At 59.7% G+C, this 19,102-nt stretch carries 21 protein-coding genes; 19 read left to right on the top strand and 2 right to left on the bottom strand.

Going from position 1 to position 19,102, the window contains the following annotated elements; genetic code table 11:
- Positions 1–7: 7 nt before the first annotated feature.
- Both fdxA and mutS read right to left on the bottom strand, forming a co-directional pair.
- A complete protein-coding gene (gene fdxA / locus KGB03_RS18040) occupies positions 8–331 on the bottom strand; it encodes a ferredoxin FdxA (RefSeq protein WP_008154011.1) in 324 nt (107 codons plus the stop codon).
- Between the two features lie 142 nt (positions 332–473).
- Positions 474–3,053 carry a DNA mismatch repair protein MutS gene (mutS, locus tag KGB03_RS18035; protein ID WP_218536294.1) on the bottom strand — a complete coding sequence of 860 codons (2,580 nt, stop codon included), beginning with the start codon at positions 3,051–3,053 and terminating at the stop codon, positions 474–476.
- A 211-nt stretch (positions 3,054–3,264) separates the two neighbouring features.
- Between mutS and KGB03_RS18030 the strand changes: the two genes are divergently transcribed.
- The 19 genes from KGB03_RS18030 to KGB03_RS17940 all read left to right on the top strand — a co-directional run bounded on the left by KGB03_RS18030 (position 3,265) and on the right by KGB03_RS17940 (position 19,093).
- On the top strand, positions 3,265–3,999 hold the full coding sequence (locus tag KGB03_RS18030; protein WP_033053549.1) for a helix-turn-helix transcriptional regulator: 735 nt from the start codon (positions 3,265–3,267) through the stop codon (positions 3,997–3,999).
- Between the two features lie 504 nt (positions 4,000–4,503).
- Positions 4,504–4,851 (top strand): phage holin family protein, encoded by a 348-nt coding sequence (locus KGB03_RS18025; RefSeq protein ID WP_046046281.1) that lies wholly within the window; start codon positions 4,504–4,506, stop codon positions 4,849–4,851.
- 134 nt (positions 4,852–4,985) lie between these two features.
- Positions 4,986–5,570 carry a hypothetical protein gene (locus tag KGB03_RS18020; RefSeq protein ID WP_192406407.1) on the top strand — a complete coding sequence of 195 codons (585 nt, stop codon included), beginning with the start codon at positions 4,986–4,988 and terminating at the stop codon, positions 5,568–5,570.
- The gene (locus KGB03_RS18015) at positions 5,567–5,749 is read left to right on the top strand and encodes a DUF2635 domain-containing protein (RefSeq protein ID WP_003198311.1); all 183 of its coding nucleotides are present in this window, start codon (positions 5,567–5,569) and stop codon (positions 5,747–5,749) included. The genes KGB03_RS18020 and KGB03_RS18015 overlap by 4 nt, the downstream gene beginning before the upstream one ends.
- Positions 5,749–7,245 (top strand): phage tail sheath subtilisin-like domain-containing protein, encoded by a 1,497-nt coding sequence (locus KGB03_RS18010; RefSeq protein WP_192406409.1) that lies wholly within the window; start codon positions 5,749–5,751, stop codon positions 7,243–7,245. The genes KGB03_RS18015 and KGB03_RS18010 overlap by 1 nt, the downstream gene beginning before the upstream one ends.
- 67 nt (positions 7,246–7,312) lie before the next feature.
- Positions 7,313–7,660: a phage tail tube protein gene (locus tag KGB03_RS18005; RefSeq protein ID WP_056739184.1), complete on the top strand. Its 348-nt coding sequence runs from the start codon at positions 7,313–7,315 to the stop codon at positions 7,658–7,660.
- Positions 7,657–7,953 carry a phage tail assembly protein gene (locus KGB03_RS18000; RefSeq protein ID WP_192406411.1) on the top strand — a complete coding sequence of 99 codons (297 nt, stop codon included), beginning with the start codon at positions 7,657–7,659 and terminating at the stop codon, positions 7,951–7,953. Before KGB03_RS18005 ends, KGB03_RS18000 begins: the two co-directional genes overlap by 4 nt.
- A 130-nt stretch (positions 7,954–8,083) precedes the next feature.
- Positions 8,084–9,646 (top strand): phage tail protein, encoded by a 1,563-nt coding sequence (locus KGB03_RS17995; protein ID WP_223527982.1) that lies wholly within the window; start codon positions 8,084–8,086, stop codon positions 9,644–9,646.
- Positions 9,633–10,871: a DNA circularization protein gene (locus KGB03_RS17990; RefSeq protein ID WP_223527979.1), complete on the top strand. Its 1,239-nt coding sequence runs from the start codon at positions 9,633–9,635 to the stop codon at positions 10,869–10,871. Before KGB03_RS17995 ends, KGB03_RS17990 begins: the two co-directional genes overlap by 14 nt.
- A 3-nt stretch (positions 10,872–10,874) precedes the next feature.
- Positions 10,875–11,918 carry a phage baseplate assembly protein gene (locus tag KGB03_RS17985; RefSeq protein ID WP_223527975.1) on the top strand — a complete coding sequence of 348 codons (1,044 nt, stop codon included), beginning with the start codon at positions 10,875–10,877 and terminating at the stop codon, positions 11,916–11,918.
- Positions 11,919–12,072: 154 nt separating this feature from the next.
- On the top strand, positions 12,073–12,582 hold the full coding sequence (locus tag KGB03_RS17980) for a phage baseplate assembly protein V (protein ID WP_223527973.1): 510 nt from the start codon (positions 12,073–12,075) through the stop codon (positions 12,580–12,582).
- Positions 12,582–12,980 (top strand): phage GP46 family protein, encoded by a 399-nt coding sequence (locus KGB03_RS17975; RefSeq protein WP_038979177.1) that lies wholly within the window; start codon positions 12,582–12,584, stop codon positions 12,978–12,980. The genes KGB03_RS17980 and KGB03_RS17975 overlap by 1 nt, the downstream gene beginning before the upstream one ends.
- Entirely contained in the window at positions 12,970–14,010 is a 1,041-nt protein-coding gene (locus KGB03_RS17970) for a baseplate J/gp47 family protein (protein WP_223527970.1), read from the top strand. Before KGB03_RS17975 ends, KGB03_RS17970 begins: the two co-directional genes overlap by 11 nt.
- A complete protein-coding gene (locus KGB03_RS17965) occupies positions 14,001–14,600 on the top strand; it encodes a YmfQ family protein (RefSeq protein ID WP_218536301.1) in 600 nt (199 codons plus the stop codon). Before KGB03_RS17970 ends, KGB03_RS17965 begins: the two co-directional genes overlap by 10 nt.
- Positions 14,601–14,611: 11 nt before the next feature.
- Positions 14,612–15,466 carry a hypothetical protein gene (locus tag KGB03_RS17960; protein WP_218536302.1) on the top strand — a complete coding sequence of 285 codons (855 nt, stop codon included), beginning with the start codon at positions 14,612–14,614 and terminating at the stop codon, positions 15,464–15,466.
- Between the two features lie 4 nt (positions 15,467–15,470).
- Positions 15,471–16,121, top strand: coding sequence for a hypothetical protein (locus tag KGB03_RS17955; RefSeq protein WP_218536303.1), 651 nt, complete (start codon positions 15,471–15,473; stop codon positions 16,119–16,121).
- Between the two features lie 127 nt (positions 16,122–16,248).
- Positions 16,249–17,271 (top strand): phage tail protein, encoded by a 1,023-nt coding sequence (locus KGB03_RS17950; protein ID WP_223527968.1) that lies wholly within the window; start codon positions 16,249–16,251, stop codon positions 17,269–17,271.
- Positions 17,272–17,278: 7 nt separating this feature from the next.
- On the top strand, positions 17,279–17,839 hold the full coding sequence (locus KGB03_RS17945; RefSeq protein WP_218536304.1) for a tail fiber assembly protein: 561 nt from the start codon (positions 17,279–17,281) through the stop codon (positions 17,837–17,839).
- Positions 17,840–17,881: 42 nt separating this feature from the next.
- The gene (locus KGB03_RS17940) at positions 17,882–19,093 is read left to right on the top strand and encodes a carbohydrate-binding protein CenC (protein ID WP_223527965.1); all 1,212 of its coding nucleotides are present in this window, start codon (positions 17,882–17,884) and stop codon (positions 19,091–19,093) included.
- The last annotated feature ends 9 nt before the right edge of the window (positions 19,094–19,102 follow it).

The raw sequence follows: 19,102 nt of genomic DNA, 5'->3' as shown, positions 1-19,102 counted from the left end.
GGGGTAATCAGCGTTCGAGGTCTTTGATCTTGCCTTTGACGCCATCCCACTCTTCGGCATCGGGCAACGATTCTTTCTTCTCGGTGATGTTGGGCCAGATTTCCGCCAGCTCAACGTTCAGCTGAATGAATTGCTGCATGTCTTCCGGGACTTCATCTTCGGAGAAGATGGCCACGGCAGGGCATTCTGGTTCGCACAGTGCGCAGTCGATGCACTCATCCGGGTGAATCACCAGGAAGTTCGGGCCTTCGTAAAAGCAGTCCACCGGACACACTTCTACGCAGTCGGTGTACTTGCACTTGATGCAGTTGTCGGTGACGACGAAGGTCATTTCTATTTTTCTCCTCAGGCGGCGGCAGCGGAGCCCCTTCACGTTGGGGTCGCCAGGTTTGGGAGCGATAGTCTGCTGGTCAGGCTATAAGCCAGCAGCATCCCAAACCGCGCGAGATTCTAACAGCTTGCAGGCAAGTGCGTTAGATCCGTGTCTTTAGTGTATAGAGCATTTCGAGTGCACGACGCGGTGTCATGTCGTCCAGATCAAGTTTTGCCAGATCATCCAGCACCGGATGCGGCAGGCTGGCGAACATGTCGCTTTGCTGCGGTGCAGCCGGTTTGCCTTTGGCGGTCTTGGGAACCTCATGAGGCAGGGCGGTCGCTTCCAGCCGGCCCAGGTGTTCGCGAGCGCGCACGATCACTTCGCTCGGCACACCGGCCAACTGCGCAACCGCAAGGCCGTAGCTCTGGCTGGCAGGCCCTGGCAGCACGTGGTGCAGGAACACGATGCGTTCGTTGTGCTCGGTGGCGTTAAGGTGAACGTTGGCCACCAGCGGCTGGGCTTCCGGCAACACGGTCAGTTCAAAGTAGTGGGTAGCAAACAGCGTATAAGCCCGCAGATGTGCCAGGCGTTCGGCTGCAGCCCACGCCAGGGAGAGACCGTCAAAGGTGCTGGTGCCGCGACCGACTTCGTCCATCAGTACCAGGCTGCGCTCGGTGGCGTTGTGCAGGATGTTCGCGGTTTCGCTCATTTCGACCATGAAGGTCGAGCGCCCGCCGGCCAGGTCATCGCTGGAGCCTATCCGGGTAAAGATCCGGTCCACCAGAGACAGCTCGCAACTGGCTGCCGGCACGAAGCTGCCGATGTGTGCCAGCAGCACGATCAGAGCGGTCTGGCGCATGTAGGTGGATTTACCGCCCATGTTCGGACCGGTGATCACCAGCATGCGGGTGTTGTCGTCGAGGCTCAGGTCGTTGGCCACGAACGGCGTGGTCAGTACTTGCTCGACCACCGGGTGACGACCCTGGCTGATGCGCATGCACGGCTCACTGACGAAGCGAGGGCAGTTCAGATCGAGGTTCAGCGCGCGTTCGGCAAGGTTGCTCAGCACGTCCAGCTCGGCCAGTGCCGCCGCGGTGTCCTGCAACGGCGGCAACTGGGCGATCAAATCTTCGAGCAGTGCTTCGTAGAGCATCTTCTCGCGCGCCAGGGCGCGGCTCTTCGCCGACAGGGCCTTGTCTTCGAACGCCTTCAGTTCCGGCGTAATGAAGCGCTCGGCACCTTTTAACGTCTGGCGACGGATATAGTCTGCCGGCGCCGATTCGGCCTGCTTGCTTGGCAACTCGATGAAGTAGCCATGAATGCGGTTGTAACCGACTTTCAGGTGCGACAGACCGGTACGGGCTTTCTCGCGTGCTTCGAGGTCGATCAGGAACTGCCCGGCGTTTTCGCTGAGCGATTGCAAGTCGTCCAACTCGGCGTCGTAACCGGTTTTCAACACGCCGCCGTCACGGATCACGGCGGGCGGGTTGTCGATGATAGCTTTTGCCAGCAGCGCCGCCAGTTCCGGGTAGGTGCTGGTGGTCTTCGCCAGTTGGATGATGTGCGGAGCTTCCAGCTCAGTCATCGCCACTTGCAACTCAGGCAATGCACCGAGCGCATCGCGCAGGCGAGCCAGGTCGCGAGGGCGGGCATTACGCAGGCCGATCCGCGCCAGGATTCGCTCGATGTCGCCAATTTCCTTGAGCTGCGGTTGCAGCTTTTCGAAACGGTAACCGTCGAGCAGGCAGGTAATCGAGGTCTGGCGCGCCAGCAATACGGTCAGATCCCGCAGCGGACGGTTCAGCCAACGGGTCAGCAGGCGGCTGCCCATGGCGGTCTGGCAGCGATCGACCACCGATTGCAACGTGTTGTCGCGACCGCCGGCCAGGTTGGTGTCCAGTTCCAGGTTGCGACGGCTCGCGCCGTCCAGCACCACGGTGTCGTCCAGGCGTTCGTGGCGCAGGCTGCGCAAATGGGGCAGGGCGGTGCGCTGGGTTTCCTTGGCGTAGCTGAGCAGGCAACCGGCGGCGCCGATGGCCAGGGTCAGGTTCTCGCAGCCGAAACCTTTCAGGTCCTGGGTGGAAAACTGCTGGCAAAGACTTTTCAGCGCCGAATCACGTTCGAAATCCCACGGCGCACGGCGACGAACCCCACGACGTTTTTCCGCCGGCAGGTCTTTCGGCCAATCATCCGGGATCATCAGCTCCACTGGATTGACGCGCTCCAGTTCTGCCAGCAGGTTTTCCCAGCCCTTGATCTCCAGCACGGTGAAGTTGCCGCTGGTGATATCCAGCACCGCCAGGCCAAACAGACGTTCGTCACCCAGCACCGCTGCGATCAGGTTGTCCCGACGCTCATCCAGCAGCGCTTCGTCACTGACCGTACCCGGCGTGATGATCCGCACCACCTGACGATCCACCGGCCCTTTGCTGGTCGCCGGGTCGCCGACCTGCTCGCAGATCACCACCGACTCGCCGAGCTTGACCAGTTTCGCCAGGTAACCTTCCGCGGCGTGGTAAGGAATCCCACACATCGGAATCGCCTGACCCGCCGACTGCCCACGGGCGGTCAGGGTGATGTCCAGCAATTTGGCGGCCTTCTTCGCGTCTTCATAGAAGATTTCGTAGAAGTCGCCCATGCGGTAGAACATCAGCTGGTCAGGGTGCTGGTTTTTCAGGCGCCAGTACTGCTGCATCATTGGCGTGTGGGAGGACAGATCAGAGAGCGCTTTATTCATCGGATAATCAGGCAAATTCGTTGAAAGGTGTAGGGCAAAGGAGGGGCATCGGCCCGGCTTTTCCGCGATGGGCGCAAGGTTAACATGGGCGGTCCACTCGACGCAGGCATGAAAGCCCCGCGATACATTTCTTCTGTCTATGCACGACATATGCGCCATTTATGCAATTTGGCATTTGTCTTCCGCGAAAAGAACAAGCACTATGCGCTTTATGCAAAAACGCAATGTTTCTACCGTCTTAAGAGCGCTGCTCGATCAGCACGGGATCTCCCCCACGGAGCTTCACCGTCGCACCGGCGTGCCTCAATCCACTCTCTCGCGGATCCTCAGCGGGAAGATCGTCGATCCCTCGGATAAACACATCTCGAAGATTGCCGAGTACTTCGCCGTGAGCACCGACCAGTTGCGGGGCCGTGCGGATGTCGCGCCGGCAGCCAGCACCGGGCGCGATCAATTGCATTCGGAACTCAAGGACATAAGTCTGTGGGATGACGATACGCCCGTCGATGATGACGAGGTATCGGTCCCCTTTCTTCGCGAGGTTGAATTGGCTGCAGGATCAGGAAGGTTCGTCATCGAAGAGAGCGAGCGCTCTAGCCTGCGCTTCGGCAAGCGGAGTCTGCGCCACAACGGCGTTCAGTTCGACCAGGCCAAATGCGTGACGGTGCGCGGCAACAGTATGTTGCCGGTACTGCGCGACGGCGCCACCGTCGGCGTTAATGCCGGCAAGTGCGGGATCGGTGATATCGTGGATGGCGACCTTTATGCCATCAACCATAACGGCCAGCTGCGGGTGAAACAGCTTTATCGCCTGCCTACCGGGATACGTCTGCGCAGCTTCAATCGCGATGAACATCCGGACGAGGACTACACCTTCCAGGAAATCCAGGAGGAGCAGATTGTCATCCTCGGTCATGTCTTCTGGTGGGGCATGTACGCCCGTTAACTTCACCGCTGTCAGATAAAACCCGCCATCGAGCGGGTTTTTTTTCGCCTGCCAAAAACCACCAGCGCCTTTGTCTGCGGGGCTTTCATGCGTCTGTGCATTTCTAATGCATAAATAAATGCATCAATGCATTGACTGTATATGCATCCATGCATATTCTTTGTCTCAAGCAGCTCAAAAGCAGCTCGAAGCAAAGCTCTTTAGTTCCACCACAAAGGCAGCGATGAACCGGCCTCAACGGTTCAGAGGGTTGGCAACTGACCCGGGTGTGCAGCGTAAAGCACCACAAGCAGTTATCCGGCGGGCAGGGACCGCGGTCGGAAAAACAATATGAATGGACCCGTACCGCGCCAGTAGCGCCGAAAGGTCAATGCGAAGGATCGCATTCTGAAAAGCCCGGTTAGCGCCGGGCTTTTTGGAATGCCTACCTACCGTCAGGCAACTCACGAGACACCGTTTGAAAGACACACACATCACTCATCAATCACCCCCAGGAGGCGTGACATGACAAACGAGCAACAAGCGTTGCTGGACATGCCGATCTGGCTCGTCATCGTCCTCGCCCTGGTGGGCGGGGTGTCCGGCGAAATGTGGCGCGCCGATAAGGAGGGCGCCCGCGGCTGGTCATTGCTGCGGCGCCTGGCCTTGCGATCCGGGGCCTGCATGGTCTGCGGGGTCTCGGCCATCATGCTGCTGTATGCCGCCGGCGTGTCGATATGGACGGCTTGCGCGTTCGGTTGCCTGACGGCGATGGCCGGGGCAGACGTTGCCATTGGCCTTTATGAGCGCTGGGCGGCCAAGCGGATTGGCGTTTGCGAAGTGCCGCCGCGAGATCCTCGCCAGGATCACTGATCACAAAGCCCAATGGAATGGCGAGCAGCGGTGCCGACCGGCATCCGACCCACAAGGACGCGGGTTTCCCAAGGCCAGTACCTTTCACTCAAACCCGCCAACAAGCGGGTTTTTTATTGCCCGGTGAAAACACCATGAAGATCAGCCCCCTGATTGCCCAACTGCGCGATCACTGCCCAACCCTCGCCGGTCGCGTGGCTGCCGGCATCGACCTCGAAACGCTGCAAGCCAATACCCCGCTTTCAACTCCTTGTGCCTACGTGGTGCCGATGGCCGATCCGGCGGGCGCAAACGTGGCGCAAAACGTTACGAGGCAGACCATTCGCGACCGCTTCGAAGTGACCCTGGTGCTCGACACCACCGACGCTACAAAAGCGCTGGATCTGTTGCACGACCTGCGGGCCGAACTGTGGCGGGCGCTGGTGGGGTTCAAGCCCGGCAGTGATTACGACGCCATCACCTACGACGGCGGCGAATTGGTTTCCATCAACAGCAGCCGTGCGCTGTATCGCCTGCGTTTTTATGCCGAGTTCCAGCTCGGCCGCAATCTGCCTGGTCAGCCTGCGGAGAGCTGGCACGAACGTGAACTGGACGGTTTGTCGTCCTTTACCGGGGTCACCGTGCGGGTCGATGCGATCGATCCGGCGGACCCCAATCTGCAACGGCCAGGCCCCGACGGACGCCTGGAACTGACTTTCTCTGGAGACGTAACCCCATGAGCAAACGCATCACCGTGCTGCCGGCCCCAGGCCGTGCCGTGCCCGACCCGGAAGCGGGCGATCTGTTGCCCCTCGAGGGCCGTGAAGTGCCGGACAACGCCTGGTGGCGTCGACGTCTGGCCGATGGCGATATCACTACCAAAGCCGTGAAAGCGGCAAAACCACAGGGAGCCAAATAATGGCGATCGGATTCAGCAACATCCCCGCGGACATTCGTGTGCCGTTGTTTTACGCCGAGATGGACAATTCGGCTGCCAATAGTGCGTCGTCGGCCATGCGTCGTTTGATCGTCGCTCAGGTCAACGACAACATTGCGCCGGCCGAGGTTGGCAAACTGGTGTTGGTGTCCAGCGTGGCGCTGGCCAAAAGCATTGGCGGCCAGGGCTCGATGCTCGCTTCGATGTATGAAACCTGGCGCAAGACCGACCCGATCGGCGAAATCTGGTGCCTACCGCTGCATAACACCGAAGGCAGCATCGCCAAAGGCGTGTTGACCCTGACCGGGGCGGCCACTCAAAGCGGTGTGCTCAACCTGTACGTTGGCGGCGTTCGTGTTCAAGCAGCCATCGTCAATGGCGTCACGGCAGCTCAGGCCGCCACCGCGCTGGCGCTGAAAATCAACGCCTCGGCAGATCTGCCGGTCAGCGCGGCAGCCGTTGAAGGCATCGTGACCCTGAGCGCCAAATGGACGGGCGACAGCGGTAACGACATCAGCCTGCAATTCAATCGCCTGGGCAAGAGCAATGGCGAAGAAACCCCGGCCGGCCTGACCACGGCCATCACCGCCATGACCGGCGGTGCCGGTGTGCCGGATCAGGTCGCTGCGGTAGCGGCGCTGGGCGATGAACCGTTCGAGTTCATCTGCATGCCATTCTCGGACCTGTCGACCCTCAACACCTGGCAAGCCGTCATGGATGACAGCACCGGTCGTTGGTCGTGGGCCAAGCAATTGTTCGGTCATGTCTACAGCGCCAAGCGCGGCACCATCGGTACTTTGGTGGCGGCCGGTCAGATGCGTAACGACCAGCACATGACCCTCCAGGCACTGGAACCGGGCGTACCGCAACCGTTCTGGGTTCAGGCCGCTGCACTCGCTGCGCGCACATCGGTGTTCATCTCCGCCGATGCCAGCCGTCCGACCCAAAGCGGCAGCCTGCCAGGCCTAGACCCGGCGCCGGCCAGCGAGCGTTTCACCCTGACCGAGCGTCAGTCGCTGCTCAATTACGGCATCGCCACCGCGTACTACGAAGGCGGCTACGTGCGCATTCAGCGTTCGATTACCACCTATCAGAAGAACGCCTACGGCCAGGCAGACAATTCCTACCTGGACAGCGAAACCATGCACCAGTCGGCGTTTATCGTGCGTCGTCTGCAAAGCGTGATCACCAGCAAATACGGTCGCCACAAACTGGCTTCTGACGGCACCCGTTTCGGCGCCGGCCAGCCGATCGTGACCCCGAGCACTATTCGCGGTGAGCTGATTGCCCAGTACGCCAAGCTCGAACTGGAAGGCCACGTCGAAAACGCCGAGCTGTTCGCCGAACACCTGATTGTCGAGCGGGATGTGCAGGACCCGAGCCGGGTCAACGTGCTGTTCCCGCCGGATTACATCAACGGCCTGCGCGTGTTCGCGCTGCTCAACCAATTCCGTCTGCAGTACGACGACGCAGCCTGATCGCTGCCTTTGACTGTGTGATTTCAGCCCACTTCGCGTGGGCTTTTTATTTGAAGGGAGAAACACCATGGGTCAACTGATTGCGGGCACCTGCTACGTCAAAGTGGACGGCGCTCAACTGACTATCAATGGCGGCTGCGAAGCGCCGTTGCTGGCTGTGAAACGGGAAACCGTCGTACCGGGTTTCTACAAGGAAACCGACATCGCCCCGTCGTTCAAAGTGACAGCGCTGCACACCGCTGACTTCCCGCTCAAGCAACTGATCGCAGGCACCGACATGACCGTCACCTGCGAATTCAGCAACGGCAAAGTCTACGTACTGGCCGGCGCTTACCTGGTGGAAGAGCCTGTCTCCAAGGGCGACGACGCCACCATCGAATTGAAATTCGAAGGCATCAAGGGGACCTGGCAATGACTGGCGCCGTGAAGCTTCACGTTGCGATCGAAGCTCACGGCGAGCCCTTGACCGAACTCAACCTGCGCCGCCCGACGGTGCAGGAAGTTCGAGCGATCAAGGCGCTGCCGTACAAGATCGACAAGAGCGAAGAAGTCAGCCTCGACATGGACGTCGCGGCCAAATACATCGCGGTGTGCGCCGGCATCCCGCCGTCGTCGGTCAATCAGTTGGATCTGGCTGACCTCAACGCGCTGAGCTGGGCCGTCGCGAGTTTTTTCATGAGTGCGGCGTCGGAGCCATCACCGACCTGATTTCAGTCGCCTATGACCTGGCCTGGTTCTGGAAGGTTGACCCCGAACAGATGATGGCCAGGCCTTTGGATGTGCTCCGCGAATCGCTGGAGCACGCGCAACGGATCAATGCGATGCAGCAGGTGCAGTGATGGCAGACATGGAAAAGGAAGATAAAACACCGGTCCAGCTGACGGGGGGCGATGAAGTGCCCTCCAAGCTGGCCCGCCTTCGAGCGAAGGTTGAGGGCTTCAGAACACACCTTGAACAGACGGGGCTGGGCAAGCTGGACATCAGCGGTCTGTTCAAGGGTGGCAGCGTGATCACGCCCTTCGTGGACGGGATCAAGGCGTCCGCTGCGTTCAAGGGCGAATTGACCGAGGTCAATGAGGCCGCCAAAGGTGTCGATGTGCCGAGCGTACCGACCAGCGCCGCGCAAACCCTGAATGTGTTCAGTCGGTCGATGGAGCAGGTGTCGGTTGCCGCAAACACCGCGTTACAACCTGCCGTCGCGACCGTCACGGCAGGGATTCAGCCGCTGCTCATTGGCTTTGGCAGTCTGCTCAATGACAACCCGAAGCTGGTCGAGGGACTTGCGGCCGGTGCCATTGCGTTTTCGGCAATGCAAACCGCCGTGACCGGCGCGACCCAGGTTTTCGATCTGATGAACATGGTGCTCAAGACCCATCCCATCGTGTTGATTGCTACGGGCATCGCCCTGGCAGCCGGTTTGATTGTGGCCAACTGGAAACCCATATCGGCGTTCTTCGCCGGGCTCTGGCAAAAGATTGCTCCGGTCGTGATGCCCATGGTCGAGTTCTTCAAGACGATGTTCGCCTTCACGCCGCTGGGACAAATCATCAGCCATTGGGGACCGATCACCGCCGTGTTCGCGGCGATCTGGGACGTCATCAAAGCGGTGGCGACACCGATCATTGGTTTTTTCCAGACGCTTTTTTCCTGGTCACCACTGGGTTTGATCATCAGCAACTGGACGCCGTTGACGGGCCTGTTTTCGGCGATCTGGGATTTGCTCAGAGCGCTGTCGGTGCCGGTCATGGACTTTCTGCACGGCTTGTTCGACTGGTCGCCGCGGGAGTTGATCATCGCCGGCTGGGGCGCGGTCACCGAACTGTTTTCCGGGATCTGGGACGGCATCAAGGCCCCTGCTCTGGTGATGTACGGCACGTTGCGCAGCCTGTTTGACTGGTTTCCGCTGGAAGAGATCAAACAGCGTTGGGAGCCGATCACCGAATGGTTCAGCCAATGGTGGGACAAGCTGCAAGGCGTCGTCGCGCCGATCAAGGAATTCTTTGCCGGTGGTTTCGGCAGCCTTGTCACCCGTGTGACCGGCAAGGTCGAAGGCTTGACCGAGGCTCAAGAAAAAACCAATGCCGAAGGCCAAGGTAAGTTTGCGCCGGCGTTTTTTGGCGCCGATACCGAGCAACCACAAAGCCTGTCAGTGCTGCCCGGCAATCTGCCGCACAAACCCTCGATGCAGCCTGGTTCCCTGACACAAAACTCCAGCGCCCTGATTCAACAAAGCGCCGCCAACAGCCGCACGCAACTCGAAGGCGGCCTGACCGTGCGCTTCGAAAATGCGCCGGCCGGCATGCGCACCGATCAGCCGCAAACCAATCAACCGGCGCTGGCGCTCAATTCGCGCATCGGCTACCGCACACTGTCCCTTGGAGGTTCCAATGAGCTGGCGTGATCGTTTGATGCCGGCATCGTTTCGCGGCGTCCAGTTCTGGGTCGATCAGGCGAAAAACCCGGTCGGCCAAAAAGGCCAGTTGCACGAGTATCCGCAGCGGGATCTGCCGTATTTCGAGGGCCTTGGCCTGCAGGCGAAGATTCACGATTTGACCGCATTTATCGTCGGCCCCGACTGCCTGGAGCAGCGCGACAAACTGCTCAAGGCGCTGGAGCAGGGCAGTGGTGAGCTGGTTCACCCTTGGCTGGGGCGTCTGCAGGTCAAGGTCGGCGAATGCGACATGACCCACACCCGCCAGGACGGCGGGCTGGTGACCTTTACCCTGAAGTTTTACCCCGATCAACCGGTGCCGTTTCCCACGGCGGCGGTCAGCACGCAGACGCTATTGCTGGTGTCGGCCGACAGCTTGCTGGGCTCTGCAGTGAAGCGTTTCGAAGACGCGATGACTTTGATCAAGGCTGCGCGGATCGGCATTGCCAACCTGCGCAACAGCATCAAGGAGGCTTACGAGGTGATTGAGCAGCACCTTCAGCCGTTGATTGATGAGTACCAGCAGATCAGCGATCTGGTCAAAGCCGTCAAGGAACTGCCCAAGGATGTGGCAGCGCAATTCAAGGGATTGATCGGCGACATCAACGAACTGAAGGACTTCGCCCGTGAAGGTTATCGTGGCGTGATTGCCAACGTCTCCCAGCAGGTCGAAGCCATCAAGAAGGCTGATGCGCCGAAGCTCACCACCGGCAAGGACACCAACGCTGCGGCCCAGGCGCTGACCAACCTGGTGCAGGACACTTTGATTGTGCAAGTGGCCCAGTGGGTCGCGTCAATGCCGGTGGCTTCGCAGGCCGTCAAGCGGGTCACCAACCTGCCGGTCGGGCATCAGGCTGTGCGACCGACCACGCACCAGGACGTTCCGGTGGTCGACGATTTGGAGGCCTTGCGTGCGGCACTTGAGGAAGTGTTCAAGCTGCCCGAGGCCAAGGCGGACCCCGCGCACTATCTGGCGATGAGCAATCTGCGTCAGGCCCTCCGGGCGCATTTGAAGGCGGTCGCGTCGTCGGGCGTTCGACTGGTCAGCAAGTCTTTCAAGCAAAGCCTTCCAGGGCTGGTCGTGATCTATCAGCAAAGTGGAGACGCCACGCGAATCGCTGAAGTGCTACAGCGCAACGGCATTATTCATCCGGGGTTTCTCCCGCTGGACGACGTAAAAGTCCTGGGGGAATAGACCATGAATGAACTCGATAACAGCGTGTTGCTGACCGTTGACGGTCTGGAGTACGGCGGCTGGAAAAGCGTTGAAATCACTGCGGACCTGGAGCGTCAGTTCCGCACCTTCAAACTCGACATCACCTGGCAATGGCCGGGGCAGACGGTCGACCGACCCATCCGCCCGGGTGCGCCCTGCCAAGTGCGAATCGGCTGCGATCTGGTGCTCAGTGGGTATGTGTTCAAGGCGCCGATCAGCTATGACGGGCGGCAGATCAGCCTGAGTATCGAAGGCAGTTCAAAGACTCAGGACCTGGTGGACTGTGCGGCGATCAACACGCCCAACCAATGGCATCAGCAATCGTTGCTCAGCATCGTTCAGGCGTTGGCCTCGCCTTATGCCGGGAAAGTGGTCAGTGAAATCCCCGACACCGCGCGACTCGGCAGTCACACGATCGTGCCGGGGGAAACGGTCTTTCAGTCGATCGACCGCTTGCTCACGCTGTTTCGGGTGTTTTCCACCGATGATGCCGAAGGTCGGGTGGTACTGGCCCGACCGGGTAGCGGTGGGCGAGCCAGTGACGTGCTTGAGCTGGGCAAGAACATTCTGTCGGCCAACGCGCCGATGGACTTCAGCCAGGTGTTCTCCGAGTACCGGGTGATCGGTCAGCACAAGGGCGGCGACGAGAAGAGCGGTGCGGCCGTGAGCGAAGTGTCCGGGGTTTCCACCGACCCGATTATCGGGCGCAAGCGGATCACCGTGATCAACGAAAGCGCGCAATTGACCCCGGAACTGGCGCAGCAACGTGCCGATTGGGAAAGCGGTACTCGCGTCGGCAAGGCTGGCACCACGACCTATCGGGTACAAGGCTGGCGGCAGTCCAACGGTGATTTGTGGAAGCACAACACCTTGGTGCGGGTGATCGACAAGGTGTTGGGTTTCGACCACGACATGCTGATCTCCAAGGTGACTTACTCGCTGTCCGAACAGGGCTCGGTCACCACGCTGCAAGTGGCGCCGCCTTACACCTTCGATGCGAATCCGGTGCCTCCCAAGAAAACCTGAGGTTGACACTAAAACTGTGGGAGCGGGCTTGCCCGCGAAGACGGCGGTTGATTCGACATCTATCTGACAGATCCACCGCCATCGTCGGAACGCCGCCCGGGGCAAGCCCGCTTCCACAGTGTTCTGTGTTCGGCCCGACTCCAGAGGAAAACCAATGAGCTTACTGACACGCCTCCTGGCGCGCGGCACTGTCGTGCTCGCCAACTCGGCCACCAAGCTTCAATCGCTGCAAATGCGCCTCACCGCCGGCGAAGTGAACGACGACATGGAGCACTTCGAACCCTACGGTTTCACCAGCAATCCGCTGGCTGGCGCTGAAGGCATCGCCACGTTTCTGGGCGGTGATCGTTCTCACGCCGTCGTGCTGGTGGTCGCCGACCGCCGCTATCGCCTCAAGGCACTGGCCCAGGGCGAAGTCGCGATCTACACCGACGAAGGCGACAAGATCCACTTCAAGCGTGGACGGATCATCGACATCGAAACCGCCACCCTGAACATCCGCGCCAGCACCGCCGTGAACATCGACACCCCGGCCCTGACCCAGACCGGCAAGATCGTCTCTCAGGGCGATCAGATTGCCGCTGGCATCAGCCAGATCAAGCACGTGCACGTCGGCGTGCAGGTGGGCAACGGCCAGACCGGCGTGCCGGCGGGAGGCCAGTGATGTTTATCAGCCAGAACCTCCACGCCGCACTGACCCGTTCAGTGCTGATCAGCCTGTTCACCTGGCGCCGCGCCGCCGATGACGATGCCCTCGATGACGAAGAACGTTTCGGCTGGTGGGGCGACACCTTTCCTACGGTCGCGGACGACCGTATCGGCTCACGCCTGTGGCTGCTGCGCCGGGTCAAGCTGACCCGACAGACCCAGATGGACGCCGAGTTCTATGCCCGCGAAGCCTTGCAATGGCTGATCGACGACGGTCATTGCAGCGCCATCGACATCATCAGCGAACGCCTCGACGCCCAGCGCCTGAACCTGCGCACGGTCCTGACCCTGGCCGATGGCGAGCGCCTGGACATCAATCCTGATAACAGTTGGCAGGTGATCTATGCCGTTTGAAACCCCTTCGCTGCCGGTGCTGATCAAACGCACCCAAAGCGACCTGGCCAGCGATTCGCTGCGCCAGTCCGATGCGCAAGTGCTGGCCCGTACCCTCGGTGGCGCCGCCTATGGCCTGTATGGCTATCTGAACTGGATCGCCGAGCAGATCCTCCCGGACAAGGCCGATGAGTCGACCCTGGAAAGGATCGCCGCACTGCGTCTGAACCAGCCGCGCAAAGCCGCACAATCGGCCAGTGGCAGCGTCGGCTTTACCGCCAGCGCTGGCGCTGTGCTGGATGTCGATACGCTGCTGCAATCGAACGACGGTCGCACCTACAAAGTGACCGCTTCGCGCACCACCAGCAACGGCCTCAACAGCACCACCATCGCCGCCCTCGACGCCGGCAGCCTCGGGAATGCCGACGCCGGCATGACGCTGATTCCGGTGCAGCCGATTCTGGGCATTATCGGCAACAGCTTCACGGTGCTGGCGCCGGGGTTGACCGGCGGAATCGCTCGGGAAAGTCTGGAGTCCCTGCGGTCTCGGGTGATTCGTTCTTACCGGATCATTCCTCACGGCGGTTCGGCACAAGACTACGAAACCTGGGCGCTCGAATGTCCGGGGGTGACCCGTGCCTGGTGTCGCGGCAGCTATCCTGGCCCCGGCATTGTCAGTCTGTACATCATGCGTGACGACGATGCACAACCCGTCCCCAATCCCGAGCAACTGGCTGAAGTCCAGGCCTACATCGAACCTCTGCGGCCAGTCACCGCTGAGTTGCGTGTGCTGCCGCCGGTACAAGTGCCGGTGACCTACCGACTCAGCCTGAAGCCCGACACCACGGCCGTACGCGCCGCCGTTGAGGCGCAACTGCGCGATCTGCATAACCGCGAAGGCGGCCTGGGCGACACTCTGCTGGTGAGTCACATCCGTGAAGCCATCAGCAGCGCGACCGGCGAAAGTGATCACGATCTCAAATCACCTACCGCCGACGTCGAAGCCCAGAGCAACCAGTTGCTGACCTTCGGAGGTTGCGTATGGCAGTGATCAGAACCGCCGCGCAATACCAGGCCCAACTGCGCAGCCTGCTACCCAGCGGTCCGGCGTGGGACCCGGAGCAGGTCCCGGAACTCGAAAAAGTCCTTGAAGGCGTCGCCCAGGAACTGGCCCGACTCGACGCTCGCGCCGCTGACCTGCTCAACGAAATGGACCCGGCTGGCGTCAGTGAACTGGTGCCGGACTGGGAGCGGGTGATGAACCTGCCCGACCCGTGCCTGGGCGCGACGCCACTGTTCGACGACCGCCGACTCGCCGTACGCCGGCGACTGCTCGCTGTTGGCAGCCAGGCCATCAGCTACTACGTCGAGATCGCCAAGAGCCAAGGTTATCCGAACGCCACCATCACCGAGCTTGAAGTCCCGCGAATGGGGCGGGCCCGGTTTGGCCAGGCGCACTTCGGAACATGGCAGGCGCATTTCATGTGGACGCTCAACACCGGTGGCCGCCTGCTGCTGGGCCGACGTTTCGGCGCGAGTTACTGGGGTGAGCGGTTTGGCACGAACCCGGGCTCGGCCCTGGAATGCCTGATCCATCGCAGCGCACCGGCGCATACCAAGGTGCACATCAATTATGACTAGGGGGTAGAGGAATGGATTATCCGAACAGTGTGCCCAGCGCCGGGTTGGTAAATGGGAAGTTTGTCGATGAAAATCCGTTGACTGGGACGCCGGGGTCGTTGATTCCGGCGAGCTGGGGTAATGGTGTCACGAGTGAAGTCCTTGAGGTAATCACCGCTGCCGGCCTGACACCCAGTGAGTTCAATCTGACCCAGCTTTTGGGGGCGATTCGTAGTATCAGTCGTTCGTCTGCGGGTCTCGGCATCCAGCGATTCACTGCAAATGGCAGTTTCACTGTCCCGGCGGGCGTGACGAAGATTTGGCTCAGCGGTTGTGCCGGCGGTGCCGGTGGAGGTGCTTGTCCTGGTGGCACCAGCGCAATTGCTTCAGGAGGAGGTGGCGGCGGTGCCGGTCAACCGGTCATCAAACTATTGGTAGCGGTGACACCTGGACAGGTGATTCCGATTGTTATCGGCGCTGCGGGAGCTGGAGGAAGCGCTGGTGTGGCTGCAACGGCTGGTGGCAATACGCTCGTGGGAGCATCAGGTGCTCTGCTTGTGTTATCCGGCGGTAGTCCAGGCCTTCCAGGTGTCAACGCCGCCGGGTTTGTTCCAGGCCCCGCTGGGGGGCAAGGCTTTCCTGCTGGAGCGGACGCGACAGATAGCGTATCCAGCGTAGCAGCTGGTTATGGGGGATTTGGGGCAAGCGGGCCTTTCGGCACCGGCGGAAGCTCCGCTCGTTCCGGCACGACTTCAGGGTATCCCGGCAAACCGGCCTATGGCTTTGGCGCCGGTGGCGGTGGTGCGGGTGGTTACTACATTCCGGGATTAGGCAGCGCCCAGTCCGGTGCTCAGGGAGCGCCCGGCCTCATGATTGTTGAATGGTGAAAACATGACAAAACAAGTTCTTTATTGCCGTCGCTCAGGCGTGGTAATTGAATGGCAAGACACCGAATTGTTCGCCTTTGCTGCGCCCGCGACGGATGCGGGCGTGTTGAAAATTACCGCTGAGCAATGGGTCAGGAAAGAGTTGCCGCATCTGGTTTATAAGGGCGAGCTGACGAACGTAGTAGTACCTCAACCCTCTCCAGGGCATTGCTGGGATGGAAGTCAGTGGGTACCGGATCCCGCCGATGCGTTGAGGCTGGAATATATGGAGATTGATCAGCTTTGTGCACGGGTGGACGAGGCGGCTGACAATGCTCGCCAGGTCATTGTCGGCGATCCGCTTCGCTTGATGGAGTATGCAAATGCTGCTGCTCAGGCACAGGTTTTCAAGGAGGAGGGCTACCCCAAAAAGTCTGTACCACTGGCCGTGTCCGCCTGGGTTGTTAAAGGTCGGACTGCCCGGCAGGCTGCGGACCAGATTCTCGCTAAAGCCGCTCAATTCAATGAAAGCCTGCTGACACTTCGAACCCTTCGGTTGAAAGCTAAAGAACAAATCAAAGTTCATATCGCCAAAGGCAAAACCGATCTCGCCAATCAAGTCAGTGATGAGGCGATTGCCGCTATCCGTAATGTGGTGAGCGACCTGGCTGGCTAGTTCATTCGAAATATCCGCTGTACCCAACGCCCACTTATCCGTGGGCGTTTTTGTTTTTATTCAAACACAGCCTGCTGCGCTGTTGTGCCAATAGCCATGCAGGGCTTTATTACAGGGAGCACAAACAATGGATTATCCAAAAAGCGTCCCCAGTGTCGGACTGGTCAACGGACGGTTTGTCGATGAAAACCCCGTGGCTGGTACGCCTGGATCGTTGATTCCGGCGGTGTGGGGCAATGCCGTTACGCAGGAGATTTTGAGTGTGGTGGCTGGCGCCGGGATGGCGCCGTTGGAGGCGGACACGGGGCAGTTGTTGAAGGCGATTCAGGCGATTATCGGTGTGAGCAGTCCGATGCGTCCGGTGGTGACCCGGCTAGCGGCATCGAAGCTGCTGGCGCCGGAAGAGCTCGGTCTGGTGCTGATTGATGCAAACCCTGGGGCCATCACCGTTACCCTGCCAGTGGCCAACACCGGTTTGGGGATTCGTGATGTGATCGTGCGACGGGTGGATAACACTGCTAATCGGTTGGTCGTTCGCTGTTCGGACACAGATTCCATCAAGTTTCACACCCATCTGAGAGCGGGTGGCTATCCGTTTTTGGTGTTGATGGGGGCGGGCGATTGGTGGCATCTGCGCAGTGATGCCTCGGGTAATTGGTGGCCTGTTGGGCGGTATGACGGTACGACGCTGGGACGGGTAGTTTTTGAGACCTCTTCGACGGTGATGCCGGGTGGATATGGTGTGCTCAATGGATATCTGTTCAATCGTACCGAGTGGCCGTGGGTTTGGGATCACGCGCAGGCGTCGGGGATGCTCACCACCGAAGCGTTGCGCGCGGGTAAAGAGGGTATGTGGACCTCGGGCGACGGCGCCACGACCTTCCGTAGCCCAGAGGCCCGTGGTGAGTTTGTGCGAGTTCTTGATGAGTTGCGTGCGGTAGATGCAAGCCGTGCGGCGGGTAGCTGGCAGGCCGGCCAAATCGAGTCTCACAACCACTCAACGCCGGGTGCCGGTTCCTTCGGCACACAGATGATGGGCGGCGGCTCCAACAACTACTCACTTTGGCAAGCCGGTGCTACCGGATTTTCCGGCGGATCAGAGACTCGCCCACGCAACATCGCCTTTCCCGGCCGTATCAAACTTATCTGAGGTGTCCATGTTTAATTATCTGATTGATAACTCGGGCGCCTTGTCGGGGCCGGTGGAGTTCTTCGTGACGCCGGGGATCGGCATTCAACTGCCCAGTAATGCTGTTGAACTCTCATTTGAATTACCTCCACCAGAAAGCGGCCGTACATGGGCGCTGGTCAACAACGTTCCGCGCGAAGTGATCGACCGACGCGGTCTGGTGTATCGCAAAGAGGGTGGGGCGCAGCAGATGTGGGGTGAACTTGGGGAATTGCCCGAGACCTTTACTACTGCTCCATGGCCGGGGGAGTTTTATGTCTGGCGTGATAATGCCTGGGAGTTCGACGACCAAGCGCGGTTAGCGGATACCAGGAATCAGGTGCTGACCAAACGAGACGCGCTACTTCGTGACGCCGTCCTGCGTATAGCCCCGCTTCAATACGCCGAAGATATCGGCGACGCCACTCACGATGAGCAATTGGCATTGATGGAGTGGAAGCTCTACAGCGTTGAGTTGAATCGCCTTGAACGGCAAGTAACCTTTCCAGCAGAGATCCACTGGCCTCAGGTTCCAGGCTCGACCGAGTAACTGCATTGCCTGTTTTTATGCCCTTCAACTTGAGTAGGTCAAATGGACTATCCAAAAAGCGTCCCCAGTGCAGGACTGGTCAACGGTAGATTTGCCGATGAAAATCCGATAGCAGGAACTCCCGGCTCCCTGATTCCAGCCAGCTGGGGTAATAGCGTCACCCAGGAAATTCTCAACGCCATCACCGCCGCGGGGCTGATGCCTTCCGAGAATCAAACGGATCAACTGAGCCTGGCCATTAAAGAGTTGGCCAAACTCGACCCGCAACAGAATTTTCCGGTGCAGGTTTATCGCAAGAATCTGATGATTAACGGCAATTTCGATATCTGGCAGCGCGGCGCGGTCAACTTGGGGCCTTACACCGGTGCCTATATCGCTGACCGTTTTCGTTGCGACTGGAACGGAAACGCCGGGGTGAATATTTCCCGGCAGAGCTTTGCGCTGGGGCAGGGCGAGGTGCCCAATGAACCCCGTTACTTTATGCGTTGGCAGCAAATCACCGCGGGCGTTGGCGCCAGCGTGCATAAAATTTCCCAGGCAATCGAGTCGGTCAGGACCTTGGCGGGGAAAACCGCGACGCTGACGTTCTGGGCCAAAGCCGACACGGCGCGTCAGATCAATGTGACTGTCGCGCAGTATTTCGGAGCGGGCGGTAGTGTGGATACAGTGACGCCGGTTGGCAGCTTTCAACTCAAAACTTCCTGGACCCGATACAGCGCGACGATTCAAATACCGTCCCTGGCAGGCAAAACGTTGGGAAGTAGCGGCAATGACTTTCTGCGGCTCTCCTTCGACCTGCCTTTGAATGTTTTGCAGGTGATAGACCTGGCACAGATCCAGTTGGAAGAGGGGCGGGTGTCGACGCCGTTCGAACTCCGTAGTCCTGGCGATGAGTTGATGTTGTGCCAGCGTTATTACGAAAAAACCTATAGCCAGGATCTGCCGCCTGGAAGCGTGACAGGTCCCTACGGTGCACTGTTGTCCACCGTGAGACAGGGCCAGACGGGGTTTGCTTCACAGCCCATGGCTCAGTGGACTTTCAAGGTTGAGAAGAGAACTATTCCAAGTCTCAGTTTGTTTGCCACTACTTCGAAGGGAGTCGCTGGGCAATGGCGTTCGGGGAGCGATGACGTTTCATCGGCTAATGCTCGACCTTTTGGGGTGTCGACTCGCGGCATCTGGGTAGATAACTCCGATATTGGGCTGGTTACTCAGACTTATTACATTCACGCCACTGCCGATGCCGAACTTTAAGGAGGTTTT

Source organism: Pseudomonas sp. BF-B-26, assembly GCF_019956495.1.
Lineage (GTDB): Bacteria > Pseudomonadota > Gammaproteobacteria > Pseudomonadales > Pseudomonadaceae > Aquipseudomonas.
Note: the sequence above shows the minus strand (reverse complement) of the source record. Positions and strands in the feature narration are given on the sequence as shown.